Annotated in this window: 13 protein-coding genes, 1 tRNA gene and 1 other RNA gene; 4 read left to right on the top strand and 11 right to left on the bottom strand. The window is 71.4% G+C overall.

Annotated elements, in window-relative coordinates; all coding sequences use genetic code 11:
- The first annotated feature begins 193 nt into the window (after positions 1–193).
- The gene (locus O7613_RS00335) at positions 194–1,468 is read left to right on the top strand and encodes a DUF4143 domain-containing protein (protein WP_282291353.1); all 1,275 of its coding nucleotides are present in this window, start codon (positions 194–196) and stop codon (positions 1,466–1,468) included.
- 114 nt (positions 1,469–1,582) lie between these two features.
- Here the strand turns inward: O7613_RS00335 and O7613_RS00330 are convergent.
- Together O7613_RS00330 and O7613_RS00325 are read right to left on the bottom strand one after the other, a co-directional pair.
- A tRNA-Ala gene (locus tag O7613_RS00330) sits at positions 1,583–1,655 on the bottom strand.
- Positions 1,656–1,742: 87 nt separating this feature from the next.
- Positions 1,743–2,333, bottom strand: coding sequence for a YqgE/AlgH family protein (locus O7613_RS00325; RefSeq protein ID WP_281590486.1), 591 nt, complete (start codon positions 2,331–2,333; stop codon positions 1,743–1,745).
- Positions 2,334–2,482: 149 nt separating this feature from the next.
- Between O7613_RS00325 and O7613_RS00320 the strand changes: the two genes are divergently transcribed.
- Together O7613_RS00320 and mdlC are read left to right on the top strand one after the other, a co-directional pair.
- Positions 2,483–3,283, top strand: a complete 801-nt coding sequence (locus O7613_RS00320; RefSeq protein ID WP_282291352.1) for an S-methyl-5'-thioadenosine phosphorylase — start codon at positions 2,483–2,485, stop codon at positions 3,281–3,283.
- A 105-nt stretch (positions 3,284–3,388) separates the two neighbouring features.
- Positions 3,389–4,981, top strand: a complete 1,593-nt coding sequence (gene mdlC / locus O7613_RS00315; protein WP_282291351.1) for a benzoylformate decarboxylase — start codon at positions 3,389–3,391, stop codon at positions 4,979–4,981.
- Positions 4,982–5,137: 156 nt separating this feature from the next.
- On the opposite strand, the gene O7613_RS00310 is transcribed toward mdlC, so the two are convergent.
- The 8 genes from O7613_RS00310 to pruA form a co-directional block, all read right to left on the bottom strand.
- Positions 5,138–6,103 carry a hypothetical protein gene (locus O7613_RS00310; RefSeq protein WP_282291349.1) on the bottom strand — a complete coding sequence of 322 codons (966 nt, stop codon included), beginning with the start codon at positions 6,101–6,103 and terminating at the stop codon, positions 5,138–5,140.
- Positions 6,104–6,242: 139 nt separating this feature from the next.
- Positions 6,243–6,618, bottom strand: a transfer-messenger RNA (tmRNA) gene (gene ssrA / locus O7613_RS00305).
- 106 nt (positions 6,619–6,724) lie between these two features.
- Positions 6,725–7,204, bottom strand: a complete 480-nt coding sequence (gene smpB / locus O7613_RS00300; protein ID WP_281584820.1) for an SsrA-binding protein SmpB — start codon at positions 7,202–7,204, stop codon at positions 6,725–6,727.
- A gap of 133 nt (positions 7,205–7,337) precedes the next feature.
- Positions 7,338–8,213 (bottom strand): permease-like cell division protein FtsX, encoded by an 876-nt coding sequence (ftsX, locus tag O7613_RS00295; RefSeq protein ID WP_282291347.1) that lies wholly within the window; start codon positions 8,211–8,213, stop codon positions 7,338–7,340.
- A 67-nt stretch (positions 8,214–8,280) separates the two neighbouring features.
- Positions 8,281–8,961 carry a cell division ATP-binding protein FtsE gene (gene ftsE / locus O7613_RS00290; RefSeq protein WP_013284225.1) on the bottom strand — a complete coding sequence of 227 codons (681 nt, stop codon included), beginning with the start codon at positions 8,959–8,961 and terminating at the stop codon, positions 8,281–8,283.
- Positions 8,962–9,079: 118 nt separating this feature from the next.
- On the bottom strand, positions 9,080–10,201 hold the full coding sequence (gene prfB / locus O7613_RS00285) for a peptide chain release factor 2 (RefSeq protein ID WP_282291345.1): 1,122 nt from the start codon (positions 10,199–10,201) through the stop codon (positions 9,080–9,082).
- 45 nt (positions 10,202–10,246) lie between these two features.
- Positions 10,247–10,762, bottom strand: a complete 516-nt coding sequence (locus O7613_RS00280) for a PadR family transcriptional regulator (RefSeq protein ID WP_282291343.1) — start codon at positions 10,760–10,762, stop codon at positions 10,247–10,249.
- Between the two features lie 154 nt (positions 10,763–10,916).
- Positions 10,917–12,545 (bottom strand): L-glutamate gamma-semialdehyde dehydrogenase, encoded by a 1,629-nt coding sequence (gene pruA, locus O7613_RS00275; protein ID WP_282291342.1) that lies wholly within the window; start codon positions 12,543–12,545, stop codon positions 10,917–10,919.
- A gap of 391 nt (positions 12,546–12,936) precedes the next feature.
- On the opposite strand from pruA, the gene O7613_RS00270 reads away from it, so the two are divergent.
- Entirely contained in the window at positions 12,937–13,953 is a 1,017-nt protein-coding gene (locus O7613_RS00270; RefSeq protein WP_282291340.1) for a hypothetical protein, read from the top strand.
- Between the two features lie 16 nt (positions 13,954–13,969).
- On the opposite strand, the gene O7613_RS00265 is transcribed toward O7613_RS00270, so the two are convergent.
- Positions 13,970–14,479, bottom strand: coding sequence for a hypothetical protein (locus O7613_RS00265; protein ID WP_281584826.1), 510 nt, complete (start codon positions 14,477–14,479; stop codon positions 13,970–13,972).
- Positions 14,480–14,578 lie beyond the last annotated feature (99 nt).

Below are 14,578 nucleotides of genomic sequence, written 5' to 3'. Positions count from 1 at the left end.
CACCCACCGGAACATCGTACCTCTCTCCGGCACAATGCCGAGCACCGCCGCGGACTGGTACGTAGCCTTCGAAGCCCTCGACTACCGGGCGGCGCCGGCCCCGCCGTCGGGAGTCTCGGAGTCGTGCCTGTACGGGAGCATAGGAGATGTGTGAACGGTAGCCTTCGGGATGCTTCTACGGTAGCGTTACGCCATGCTGTCATATCAGCTACGGGCCGTCGATCAAGAGCTGGATGAGCTGCTCGGCGGTTTGCCTGCCATCAGTCTCGAGGGGCCGAAGGGCGTCGGGAAGACTGCGACGGCCCAGCGTCGCGCCGCCACCGTCTTCGCCATGGACGACGCGACACAGCGGGAACTGCTCACCGCCGATCCGCAGCGCCTCGACCGAGCCCTGGCGCCGGTCCTCATCGACGAGTGGCAGCGCGAACCGGCGGTCTGGGACTTTGTGCGGCGCAGCGTCGACCGTAACCCCGCACCGGCCCGGTTCCTGTTGACCGGCAGCGCCACCCCGACCTCCGCGCCGACACATTCCGGAGCCGGGCGCATCGTCCAGCTCCGGATGCGACCGATGAGCCTTGCCGAGCGGGCCCTGGTCGAGCCGACGGTCAGCCTTCGGGAGTTGCTTACCGGACGGCGGCTGGCCGTGAGCGGGGGCACTGCGCTGAGCCTGGTCGACTACGCCGAGGAGATCGCGCGATCCGGATTCCCCGCCATCCGTCAACTGCCACCACGCGCTCGCAGGGCACAGCTCGACGGCTACCTGAACCGTATCGTCGAACGAGACTTCCCCGAGCAAGGCCATCTGGTACGCCGCCCCGGCACCCTGCGCGGGTGGCTGGCCGCGTACGCCGCCGCGACGGCAACCACCAGTTCCTACAACGCCATCCTGGACGCGGCCACCCCGGGCGAGACCAACAAGCCCGCCAAGACGACAACGACCGTGTACCGCGACGTGCTGTCGCAACTGTGGCTGCTCGATCCCGTGCCCGGCTGGCTGCCCAGCCGCAGCGCCTTCAGCAGACTCGGCGCCGCACCGAAACACCACCTCGCCGACCCGGCCCTCGCCGCCCGACTCCTCGGTGTGGACGTACCCGCCCTGCTCGACGATTCAGCGCCGGACACGCCCGTCCGCCGGCCCGGTCCCCTGCTGGGCGCCTTGTTCGAGTCGCTGGTGACGCTGAGCGTGCGGGTCTACGCGCAGGCAGCTGAAGCCACGGTTCATCACCTACGCACCTGGGACAGCCGGCGTGAGGTGGACCTCATCATCCAGCGCGCGGATCAACGAATCGTGGCGCTCGAGGTCAAGCTGTCTCCGTCGGTGAGCGACGACGACGTCCGTCACCTCACCTGGCTGCGTGGACAACTCGGCGACGATCTACTCGATGCGGCGGTCATCACCACCGGGCCTGAGGCGTACCGCCGCGCTGACGGAATCGCGGTGATCCCGCTCTGCTTGCTCGAACCCTGACAACCGGCGCGAAGTGCAGTGTCGGGCGCTGGGTGACCACGGCCGTGACCACGAGATCACAAGAAACAGGCACCAGTCACTGACTGATGCCTGTTCACCTGCATAAACGCGAGGTGGAGCCGAGGGGACTCGAACCCCTGACCCCCACACTGCCAGTGTGGTGCGCTACCAGCTGCGCCACGGCCCCCTGCGGTCGGCCCGGTCGCCCGGGCACGGGAAGAACTATACACACGCCGCTCGGCATGGTCATCTGGCGGGGGTCCCCCGCGACGGGTCAGTTGAGCGCCACGTCCGGCGGGAAGTGGGCCACCGCCGCCATCATGCCGCCCTGCCGGCGCAGCACCATCGGCCAGAGATCATCCGGCCGGTCGACGAAGGCGTCGCCGGGGAGCGCGTCAAGCACGAACCAGGACCCTTCCTCGATCTCCCGCTCCAACTGCCCGGCACCCCAGCCGGAGTAGCCGGCGAACACCCGGATCCCACCGACGGCGTCCCGCAGCTTCTCCGGGTCGACCGAGAGGTCGATGGTGCCGACCGCGCCGGAGACCCGGTGGAAGCCCCGGACCGGTTTGACCGGGTGGCGCATCCGGGCCAGGCAGATGGCGGAGTCGGGCTGCACCGGGCCGCCCTCGAAGAGCACCGCGGGGTCGCGCGCCAGGTCGCTCCAGTCGCCGAGGACGTCGGCCACCGCGACCTCGGTGGCCCGGTTGAGGACCACGCCGAGGGCGCCGCCGGGCTCGTGCGCGACCAGAAGCACGACCGTACGGTCGAAGTTCGGGTCCTTGAGCACGGGGGTCGCGACCAGCAGCCGTCCGGTCATCGACTCCATGGCTCGGCCACCGATCGCCTGCCCCTCACCCTGCATGTCCGACACCCGTCAGCCGTGCGCCCGTGCGGGCCTGACGCCGTCGACCGTCCACGCTGTCAACGCCATGTCTCGCACCATAGCTTGCGTCCCGCCCGCTGGCTAAGGTCTGACCGGCGGGTGATCGCAACGGATCGAGGGAGGATCGGATGGCGACGGAGGCCGAACTGGCGGTGATCGGCGGGTCGGGTCTCTACGCCCTGCTCGACGGCGTGGAGCACGTGGTGGACACTCCGTACGGCGCGCCGTCGGATCCGATCACGGTCGCCGAGGTGGGCGGGCGACGGGTGGCGTTCCTGCCGCGACACGGCCGCGACCACAGGTATCCGCCGCACCGGATCCCCTACCGGGCCAACCTCTGGGCGTTGCGCGCCCTCGGCGTACGCCAGGTGCTGGCGCCGTGCGCGGTCGGCGGTCTCCGGCCGGAGTTGGGGCCGGGCACGTTCGTGGTGCCGGACCAGTTGATCGACCGCACCAGCGGGCGGGCGCAGACCTACTACGACCGGGGCGCGGTGCACGTGTCCTTCGCCGACCCGTACTGCCCGGCCGGGCGGCGGACGCTGCTGTCGGCGGCGGCCGGCCGGGGCGTGCCGGCGGTGGACGGCGGGACGGTGGTGGTGGTCGAGGGGCCGCGCTTCTCGACCCGGGCGGAGTCGCGCTGGTTCGCCTCGATCGGCGGCACGGTCGTCAACATGACCGGGCACCCGGAGGCGGTGCTCGCCCGCGAGTTGGCGCTCTGTTACACCTCGATCGCGCTCGTCACCGACCTGGACGTGGGTGTCGAGGCGGGCGAGGAGGTCACCCAGGAGGAGGTGTTCGGCGTCTTCGCCGAGAACACCGACCGGCTGCGCGGGCTGCTGCTCGACGCGGTCGCCGCGCTGCCCACCGAGCGGGACTGCCGCTGCGACGCCGCGTTGGACGGCATCACGCTGCCGTTCCCCCTGCCGTGAGCGAAGCGCCCGAAAAGTCCGCCTCGGCCCGCTAGATTCGGTGGGTCGGGGGCCGGCGCACCGAGCCGTCTCCGGCACCGCGGCCCGGGACGGAGGCAGCCGGCGATGGCGACGGTGCGCGAGGCCACCCACGACCTGCTGCGCGCGCTCGGGCTGACCACCGTCTTCGGCAACCCCGGCTCGACCGAGGAGCCGTTCCTCGCCGACTTCCCGACCGACTTCCGCTACGTGCACGCGCTTCAGGAGGCGTCGGCGGTCGCCATGGCCGACGGCTACGCGCAGGGCACCGGCCGACCCGCACACGTCAACCTGCACACCGCGCCGGGCGTCGGCAACGGCATGGGCAACCTCGTCACCGCCTGGCACAACCGGACCCCGCTGATCGTCAGCGCCGGCCAGCAGACCCGCGAGATGCTGCTGATCGAGCCCCGCCTGGCCAGCCCCCGGGCGGTCGAGCTGCCCCAGCCGTACGTCAAGTGGGCCCACGAGCCGACCCGCGCGCAGGACATCCCGGCGGCCTTCATGCGGGCGTACGCCACGGCGGTGCAGCCGCCCGCCGGGCCGGTCTTCCTCTCCCTGCCGATGGACGACTGGGACCGCGTCGCCGGCCCGCCGCCGCAGGTGCGTACCGTCGCCACCCGGTTCGGGCCGGACCCGGACCGGCTGCGCGGCTTCGCCACCGCGCTCGCCGCTTCCCGCGCCCCGGCGCTGGTGCTCGGCGCGGCCGTGGACCGGGCCGGCGCATGGCCGGCGGCCGTCACGCTGGCCGAGCGGCTGGCCGCACCGGTGTGGGCCGCCCCGGCGCCGGAGCGGGCCGTCTTCCCCGAGCGCCACCCGCTGTTCCGCGGCGTCCTGCCGTACGCGATCGGGCCGCTGTCGGAGGCGCTGCGCGGACACGACACCGTGCTCGTGGTCGGCGCGCCGGTGTTCCGCTACTACCCGCACGTGCCGGGCGACTTTCTACCCGAGGGCACCCGGCTGCTGCACGTCACCGACGACCCCGACGAGGCGGGCCGGGCGCCGGTCGGGGAGAGCCTGCTCGGTGACGCCGGGCTGACCATGGCCGCGCTGCGGGAGCTGCTGCCGCCGAGCGACCGACCCACGCCGCCGCCCCGCGAGCCTCCGCCGGAGCCGGAGCTGACGGACCCGCCCAGCGCGGACACGCTCTTCGGGGCGCTCGCCGCCGCCTGGCCGGCGGACGGGGTGCTGGTGCAGGAGTCACCGTCCAACCTGTCCGCGTTGCGCCGCCGGCTGCGGATCGACCGGCCGCGTTCGTACTTCACGATGGCCAGCGGCGGCCTGGGCTTCGGGTTGCCGGCGGCGGTGGGCCTGGCGCTCGCCGAGCGGGACACCGGGCGCGGTCGGCCGGTGGTCGCGGTGATCGGCGACGGCTCCTTCCACTACTCGGTGCAGGCGCTGTGGACCGCGGCGCGGCTGCGGTTGCCGCTGCCCGTCGTGGTCCCGGTGAACCAGCAGTACGCGATCCTCAAGGCGTTCGCCGAGCTGAAGCACACGCCGGGCGTGCCGGCGCTGGACCTGCCCGGGCTGGACGTGACCGCGGTGGCACGCGGCTACGGCTGCGCCGCCGAGGTGGTGTCACCGGACCGGCTGGGCACGGCGCTCGCCGACGCGCTGGCCGCGGACCGGCCCACGGTGCTGGCGGCGCCGATCAGCACCGAGGTCCCCCGGATCCTGTGACCCGGCCCGGGGCGGTCCAGCCGGATGCGGCTCAGCCGGGGCGGCCCAGCCTGGTCGGCTCAGCCTGGTCGGCTCAGCCGGGGCGGCCCGGCCTGGTCGGCCCAGCCGGGGCAGCCCGGCCTGGTCGGCTCAGCCGGGCGGCCCAGCCTGGTCGGCTCAGCCGGGGCGGACGGTCAGCGGGAGGCCGCTGCCGACGTCGAGCACGGTGCGGTCGCCGAGCGGGGCGTCGAGCGTGACGCTCACCGGTGCCATCTTCAGCTGCAGGGTGCAGACACCGGTGGGCCGGACCACCGAGGCGCCGACCACCACCACGTCCGGTCGTTCCAGCACCAGCGGGGTGGGCTCGCTGTCGCAGGCCCCGACACCGACGGTGTAGTCGAGGCGGTCGCCCGCCACCGCCCGCAGCCCCTCCGCGGCGACCAGGCCGCCCGGCAGCGGCTTGCCGTCCGCCGCGCCGCTCGGCGCCGCGCCCACCGCGCGCGGCGCGACCGCGAGCCGAGCCACCGGTACGGCCATCTCGTCCACGGTGAACAGCCACGCCGGCACCTCGGCCCGACCCCGGCTGGTCCACACCGGCGCGCTGCCCAGCCGCACCGCGGTCACGGTGAGCGGGACGCAGGGCGTCGGCGCGCTGGTCGACACCGGGCCCTCCGGGCCGGGCTCGACGGTCGGCCCGCCCGGCTCCGGCGATCCGGGCCCGGACATCCGCGGTCCAGCGGGCCGGCCGTCACACGGCGGCGGATCTCCCTGGTCCAGTTGGGCGTACGCGTCGGCGGCGCTGATCAGCGGCACCCGCAGCTCACCGTCGGGGAACCGGATAGACCCGTCCGGCGGGACGGCGGCCGGCATCTTCACCTGGTCCCGATACCAGCCGGCGCTGAACGCCACCTTCGTGTCGCCGGTGAAGCCCGGGTCGCCGGTGAGCACGGTGGCGTCCTGGAGCGGGACGTACCCGTCGTGCCACTGCTGCCCGGGCTGCCAGCGCCCGGCCACCTCCTCGGCCCGTTGGGTGAACGCGGCGGGCTGCTCCGGGCCGGCGGGCGGCGCGGTGCCGGCGCCGGGCGCGGCGCAACCGCAGAGGACCAGCAGCGGAAGCCCGAACAGGGCAACAGATCGGCGCATGCGGATTGGACGCCCCACCCCCCGCCCCGGTTCCCACCCTCGCCCGCCCCGCCCGCCCTGAGGCGCGGGGACAGCGGGGCGCGTGGGGCGGGTGGGAATGACTGTGCGCCCCGGTCCTCAGGGACCGGGGCGCACAGGGTGGTGGAGGTGCCGGGAATCGAACCCGGGTCCTTCGCCGGTTTGTCAGGGCTTCTCCGAGCGCAGCTCGCTATGCCTCTACTCGGCCCCACCGCTCACGCGAGCAAGTTGGTGTGACGGGCCCAGTCGCTGATTGATCTCGCCGCACGGACCCCGCGACCGGGTCCGATTGGCCAGCCTTCTAGCTGATGCCGGCTAACTGGGTCGAAGGCGCTCCCAGGCCGACAGACTTGCTACTCGCCTCAGGCGGCGAGAGCGAAGTCAGCGCGATTGTTCTTGGCGCTTATTGGTTTCCGACGACCGATTCTCGAGACGACGTCGGCTTCCTCGGCTCGCTTCCCCTGTCGCTGCGTACGAAGTCGAAACCAGTCACCCCCTCGACGGGCTGCCCCTGTCGGCAGCACCACCAAGCCTAACGCCTGCCGCAACCGAATTCATCCCGAGGCCGGCCCGGCGAGCCGACAACCGGACGAACCGGACTTTTCAGTCATCCATCCCCTTGCCGCGCCGACCCGCCGCTCGGGCGATCTCCCGGTCGGCGTCCCGCTTGGCGAGGTCCTGCCGCTTGTCGTACGACTTCTTACCCCGGGCCAGGCCGATCTCCACCTTCGCCCAGCCGTCGGAGAAGTAGACCTGCAACGGCACCAACGTCAGGCCGCTCTCCTTGAGCTTGCCCAGCAGCCGGTTGATCTCCAGCCGGTTGAGCAGGAGCTTGCGGGTACGCCGGGGCTCATGATTGGTCCAGGTGCCCTGGGCGTACTCCGGGACGTGCATGCCGTGCAGGTAGAGCTCGCCGTCACGCTCCTGGGCGAACGCGTCGACGAGCGACGCTCGCCCGGCCCGCAGCGACTTGACCTCGGTGCCGGTCAACGCCATGCCCGCCTCGTACGTGTCGAGGATGGCGTAGTCGTGACGCGCCTTCTTGTTGGAGGCGACCACCTTGCGACCCTTTTCCCGTGGCACCGGCGCCACCCCCTTCTCCGATCGACTCGCCGGCGGACCACCGGCGAGCGAAGATCATGCTACCGGAACCACAAGAGCCCTCCCGCGCCGTTTATTCCGGCGCGGGAGGGCCTGCGGAGAGCCGTACGGGTAACTAGACCCGCAGGTAGAAGCGGAGCGTGACCCACGCGGTGATCGCGCTGACCAGGCCACCGACGGCGGCCATCAGCGGGAAGGTCAGGAAGATCTCGGACCAGGAGATCGGGGTGATCAGCCCCTCCAGGGCCGCCATCGAACTGCCGGCCGCCAGCGTCTTCACGCCGATCAGCGCGACCAGACCGAGGATGGAGCCGATCAGACCGGCCACCACCGCCTCCAGCACGAACGGCGCCTGGATGAACCAGTTGGACGCGCCGACCAGCTTCATGACCGCGACCTCACGCCGCTTGCTGTACGCGGCCACCTGGATGGTGTTCGCCACCAGCAGCAGCGCGGCGGCGGCCATCACGATCGCCAGCGCCAGCGCGCCGTTCTGGATGCCGGTGAGCACACCGAAGACCTTGTCGAGCAGCTTGCTCTGGTCGACGATCGTGTCGATGCCCTCGGTGGCCTTGTACTGGTCGTAGATCTGCTTGTACTGCTGCGGGTCGTTGAGCGTGAGCCGGAACGACTCCGGGAGCTGGTCGGGCTTGACGGCGTTCACCAGGTCCGGCGCGTCGGCGTACATCTGCTGGAAGCGCTTGTACGCCTCGTCCTTGTTGACGTATGTGACGTCCTTGACCAGCGGGTCGGCGTTGAGCTTGGTTTCCAGGTCGGCGCGCTGCTGCTCCTGGACGTCGGTCTTCAGGAAGATCGAGACCTGGACGTTCTCGTAGTAGAGATCCTTCATGTCGCCGACCTTCTGGTACAGAAGGCCGCTGCCGCCCAGCATGAACAGCGACACCGCCATGGTGATGATCATGGCGATCGTCATGGTGACGTTGCGCCACAGTCCGACCAGTACCTCGGACAGGACGTACTTCATCCGCATCGGGATATTCCTCCGGCTCTCCGGCGTGAGGTGTTCGTCGTCGGGATCAACGGGTCGCCTGGTCGGCTCAGCCGTAGACGCCGCGGGCCTGGTCGCGCACGATGCGGCCGCTCTCGATCTCGATCACCCGGCGCCGCATCTGGTTCACGATGTTGGAGTCGTGCGTGACCATCACGACGGTCGTGCCGGTGCGGTTGATCCGGTCCAGCAGGCGCATGATCTCGATCGAGGTGTCCGGGTCCAGGTTTCCGGTCGGCTCGTCGGCCAGCAGGATGAGCGGCCGGTTCACGAACGCCCGCGCCACCGCGACGCGCTGCTGCTCGCCACCGGAGAGCTCGTGCGGGTAGCGGTGCTCCTTGCCGCCGAGACCGACCAGTTCCAGCACCTCCGGCACGACCCGGCGGGCGACCGCCTTCGTCTTGCCGATCACCTCGAGCGCGAACGCCACGTTCTCGTACGCGGTGCGGTTCGGCAGCAGCCGGAAGTCCTGGAAGACGCAGCCGATGGAACGCCGGAAGTGGGGGCGCTTCCACGAACGCATCGACGTGACGTCCTTGCCGTTGACGACGACGCGACCCTTGTTGGGCGTCACCTCGTGCAGCAGCAACTTGATGATGGTGGACTTGCCGGAGCCGGATGGACCGATGAAGAAGACGAACTCGCCCTTCTCGATCGAGACGGACACGTTGTCGAGCGAAGGCCGGGACGCCTTCGGGTACGTCTTCGTCACTTGCTCAAGCTGAATCACGGGTCGAGAGTCTACGCGGTGTAACCGCAGAGCCAAGCCCCACGCCCCCCAGTTGCGGCGCGCGTCATCGATTTACCGGGTCAGACCGAGATCGATGACGCACTCCGTCCGGCCGTGATCACGCACCGTCAGCGCTGAGCTGCTGCTGCTTCCGCCAGCGGATACCCGCCTCGATGAAACTGTCCAGCTCACCGTCGAAGACCGAGGACGGATTGCCCGTCTCCTGCTCGGTACGCAGATCCTTCACCATCTGATAAGGATGCAGCACGTACGACCGCATCTGGTCGCCCCACGAGCCGGCGGCGTCGGTCTTCAGGCCGGCCATCTTGGCCTGCTCCTCCTGCCGCTTGCGCTCCAGCAGCCGGGCCTGGAGCACCCGCAGCGCGGACGCCTTGTTCTGGAGCTGGGACTTCTCGTTCTGGCAGGTGACCACGATGCCGGTCGGGATGTGGGTGATCCGGACCGCCGAGTCGGTGGTGTTGACGCTCTGCCCACCCGGCCCGGAGGACCGGTAGACGTCGATCCGCATCTCGTTCTCGGGAATGTCGATGTGGTCGGTCTGCTCCACCACCGGCAGCACCTCGACGCCGGCGAAACTGGTCTGCCGGCGCCCCTGGTTGTCGAACGGGCTGATCCGCACCAGCCGGTGAGTGCCGGACTCCACGCTCAGCGTGCCGAAGGCGTAGGGCACCTTCACCGTGAAGGTGGCCGACTTCAGGCCCGCCTCCTCGGCGTACGAGGTCTCGTAGACCTCCGTCGGGTAGCCGTGACGCTCCGCCCACCGCAGGTACATCCGCAGCAGCATCTCGGCGAAGTCCGCGGCGTCCACGCCACCGGCGCCGGCCCGGATGGCGACGAGCGCCTCCCGGGAGTCGTACTCGCCGGAGAGCAGCGTGCGGACCTCCATCTCCTGGATGGCCTTGGTCAGCCCGGTGATCTCCGACTCGACCTCGGTCAGCGCACCCGGGTCGGACTCCGCCTGGGCGAGCTCCAGCAGCACCCCGGCGTCGTCGAGCCGGGAGCGCAGGTCGCCCAGCTTGCTGATCTCGCCGTTGACGTACGACAGCTGCGACGTCACCTGCTGCGCCTTGGCCTGGTCGTCCCACAGGTCGGGCGCGGAGGCCTCCTGCTCCAGGCGGGCCTTCTGCTCGCGCAGCTTGTCGAGGTCGAGCACGGCCTCGATGTTGCGCAGCGTGGCGTCGAGTTCCTTGAGCTGTTCGGCGTAATCGGCAGCGGTCACGACAGACAAGACTACTGCGTCCGTCCGTCGGCTTGTCGCAGGTGGTCAGCCGGTCGGCGCGGTCTTCAGCCAGGACAGTGCCGCCCGGTGGTAGGCGACGGCGAACTCCAACGCGCTGGCATCGTAGTTGTCGCCCTCCTTCTTCGCGTTCTTGACCTGCTCCCGGACCGCCGCCAGCGCCTCGGTGTGATATTCGTTCGCCGAGGCGAACAGGTTCTTGAGCTGGCTGGACGAGTGCAGGCTGCCGAACGCCATCCGCAACGCGATCGGGTTTCGGATGGTGTCCTTGCCGGGATTCTCCGCCAACCAGCGGGAAAATGTCCGTTTCCCGGCCGCCGTGAGCGCGTACGGCTGGCTCATCCGCGGCCCGGGCTTCCCGAGCCGCACCAGACCCTTCTCGGCCAGGACCGGAAGCTCCCGGTAGACCTGGCTGCGGGTCATCGACCAGTACGGCGCCAGCCGGCGCTCGGCAGCGGCCATCAACTGGCCGCCAGTCATCGGGCCGTCGTGCAGCAGACCGAGCAGGGCTGCCGCCGTCGGGTTGACTCCGGATTCCGCCATGCCCTCTAAGCTGCCACTTTGTCGACTCCTGCGTCCACGTTTTGCCGTTTTCGCCACTCCCAGGCGGTCCGAAGTGCACCGTGCACCGACGACAGATGTAAGGCGGGGGCCCTTCTTAACAGACGTCTGTTAAGAAGGGCCCCCGCCTAACATCTCAGCCCATGTGGGGGTAGGTGTGGTCAGTGGGCGGCACGAACGTCTCCTTGATCGTCCGCGGCGACGTCCAGCGGACCAGGTTGTGCCAGGAGCCCGCCTTGTCGTTGGTGCCGCTGGCCCGGGCGCCGCCGAACGGCTGCTGCCCGACCACCGCGCCGGTCGGCTTGTCGTTGATGTAGAAGTTGCCGGCCGCGTACCGCATCCTCTCCGCCACCTGGTCGACCACCCGGCGGTCGGTCGCGAAGATCGACCCGGTCAGCGCGTACGGCGCGATCGACTCGGCCTGGGCGACCACCTCGTCGAACCGGGCGTCGTCGAAGACGTGCACGCCGAGGATCGGGCCGAAGTATTCGGTGGTGAACGTCTCGTGCGCGGCGTCCGAGCACTCGAAGAGCGTGGGCCGGACGAAGTATCCGACCGAGTCGTCGGCGGTGCCGCCGGCCAGGACCCGGCAGGAGTCGTCGCCCCTGATCAGCTCCAGCGCGGCGGTGTGCCGGCCGAACGCCCGGTCGTCGATCACCGCGCCGCCGAAGTTGCTGAAGTCGGTCACGTCGCCGTAGGTGAGCGCGTCCGCGGACGCGGCGAGCCGGTCCCGCAGCCCACCCTCCCAGATCGACCGCGGCACGTACGCCCGCGAGGCGGCCGAGCACTTCTGCCCCTGGTATTCGTAGGCGCCCCGCAGCAGCGCGGTGTGCAGCGCGTCCACGTCGGCGCTCGAGTGCGCGACCACGAAGTCCTTGCCGCCGGTCTCGCCGACCAGCCGGGGATAGCCCCGGTAGCGGGCGATGTTGTCGCCGACGGTCCGCCAGAGCTGCTGGAAGACCTTCGTGGAGCCGGTGAAGTGGATGCCGGCCAGGTCCGGGTCGGCGAGCACGACGTCGGAGACCTTCTCGCCGCGCCCGGTGACCATGTTGATCACGCCGGGGGGCAGGCCGGCTGCCTCGAACAGTCGCATGGTGAAGTGCGCTGCGAACTGCTGGGTCGGGCCCGGCTTCCAGACCACGGTGTTGCCGAGCAGGGCCGGCGCGGACGGCAGGTTGCCGGCGATCGCGGTGAAGTTGAACGGGGTGACCGCGTAGACGAAGCCCTCCAGCGGCCGGTGGTCGAAGCGGTTCCACACGCCCGGCGAGGACAGCGGCTGCTCGGCCAGGAGCCGGCGGGCGAAGTGGACGTTGAACCGGAGGAAGTCGATCAACTCGCAGGCGGCGTCGATCTCGGCCTGGACCGCGGTCTTGGACTGGCCGAGCATGGTCGCCGCGTTGAGCGTGTCCCGCCAGGGGCCGGAGAGCAGGTCGGCGGCGCGCAGGAAGATCGCGGCCCGCTCCTCGAACGGCAGCGCCCGCCACATCGCCGCGGCGTCTTTGGCCGCCACGACCGCGGCGCGGGCGTCGTCGTGGGTGGCGTGTCCGGTGACGCCGAGCACGTGGGCGTGCTTGTGCGGCTGAACCACGTCGATCGACGCGCCACCGGCCATCCGCTGCTCGCCGGCGATGGTCATCGGCAGCTCGATCCGCTCGGCGGCCAACTCGGCCAGCCGCCGTTGGAGCCGCTCCCGGTCGGCGCTGCCGGGCTCGTAGGTGTGTACCGGCTCGTTGCGCGGCTCGGGGACGGAGAACACGGCGTCCATCACAGGCTCCTGTGCGATCTCGACGGCGATGGCGAAACCGGACCCGCGGGCACCGGCCGGGCGGCCGGGTGCCCGGACACCGCGCGGCGGACCGGTCGCGGCGGCGGGACCTGCGCCAATTGTTTCACGCGGCCCGCGCGCCCCGGGCTCGGCACCGCACGACAGACGCCACCCCCGTCTCCGGACCCTCGGCTGAACCACTTCACGACCGACGAAACTTCGGCGACAGGACAACCCGACGAGCGATCCCTCGGCACCCTGCTGCCACCCGCCCGGCGCGGCTGCGGGTGGGCCGCCAGCCCGGGTGAGCGCGCCGCGCCGCGTACGCTGGGTGGCCGGTGACCTGCCCGGCCCGGCGCGGGGAGATCCGGCGTCCGTCGAAAGGGAGACGATGAGCAACCAGCCCGGCAGCTCCACGGCCGCGGAGCCGGACCAGCCCGAGGCCGTCGCGGCGCCCGCCGACGGCGACCAGGCCGTGGCCGAGGGCGCGCCGTCGGTCGGCCGACCGGAGTACGCGCCGGCCGCGTTGCCGCTGGCCCTGCTGTCGATCGCCTGGCTGGCGGCCATGCTCTGGTCCACCCGGGAAGCGATCACCTCGACCGCGGCCGGGGTCACCGCGATCAGCCTCTCCGCGTACGCGCTCCCCGGCGTGATCACCGCGGCGCTCGTCACCGGCGCCGCGATCGCCCTGGCGGCCACCAACCGGTTGGGCCGGGTCTCGCTGCGTTTCCTGGCCACCGTCGGCGCCGGCCTGCTCGCCGGGCTCGCCGCCGCGGTGGCGATCAACCTGACGTACGCCGACAACGCCACCACCAACACGATCGCCGGCACCACGGCGGCGGCCGCGATCATCGGCGGGGCGATGGCCGGCGCGCGCCAGGCGCGGGTGGTGGCCGGTCTCGCCGCCGCCACGCTCGCCGCGCAGGTCTTCGTGGTGGTGTTCAGCCAGGCCCGGGACCCGCTCTCCGAGCTGTTCGGAGCCGGCGACACCCAGCAGTCGGTGCTCGACGCCGCCAAGTGGGTGTCCCGGACGGAGTCGCTGCTCGCCGGGTTGCTCGCCGGCCTGGTGGCCTACCTCTACCTCGCCTGGTCGCACCGCCGGGCGGAACGCCGGGACGGTGCCGCGTCGCCGCTGCGCTGGCCGGCGTATCTGGTGGCCGGCGCCGGAGCCGGCCTGCTCCTGCTGCTCACGGAGGTGATCATCCGCGTCGGTGGGCGCGGTCTGCTCGACCTGGCCGCCGCGCTCAGCGAGGCCGACCAGGTGGCGCAGACCGCCCTCGGCACCTCCCGGGTGGACAACGGGATCTGGGTGCTCTTCGTGGGCGCGCTCACCACGCTCATCGCCTTCGGGCGCACGCTCGGGCCACGCGCCGTCACCGACGAGGACGAGGACGTGCCGGCCGCCTGAGTCCCCGGCGTCCGCATCAGCCGACCTCGCGCAGCAGCAGGTCCAGCTCGGTCACGTCGTACCACTCCAGCTCGTGGTCCTCGACGCCGTCCACGGTGAACTGGGCGTCCGGGTCACCGGCCTGCGCCTCGGCCACCACCTCGACGGCGGCGGCCACGTCCTCGGCCGCCTCCGCGCCGTCCACGTGGATCGCGGCGACGGACGTCACCGAGACCGGCCCGGCCGGACGCACCACGCTGGAACCCAGTTCGCCGCCGTTGCGGCCGATCGCCCGGGTGGGCAGGTCGGCCGAGACCACCACCCGCCGACGGGACGCGGCGGGATCGCCCCGCAGCAGGAGCAGCGCGTCCTGGGCGGCCCGGGTGAAGGCCACGTACTCCAACTCCTCCTCGTCACCCTCGGCGTACCACTCGCGCAGCTCCGGGGTGACCGCGTGCGCCGCCTCGACGCTCAGGCCCTCGTCGCGCAGCCGGGCGAGCATCGGAACGGTCGCCGGCAGGTACACCCGGACAAGCTCGTCGGTCACCGGTCTCTCCCCGCACTCTCCGCCACGCGCCGGCGGGTGCCGGCTCCGGGCGCCGATCATGCCGTACGCCGTGACCGTCATACACCGACCCCCGCGGAA

It is taken from the genome of Micromonospora sp. WMMD975 (genome assembly GCF_029581215.1).
In the GTDB taxonomy this organism is placed as follows: Bacteria; Actinomycetota; Actinomycetes; order Mycobacteriales; family Micromonosporaceae; genus Micromonospora.
The sequence above is the reverse complement of the archived record's forward strand: the minus strand, read 5'-3'. Positions and strand labels throughout refer to the sequence as shown.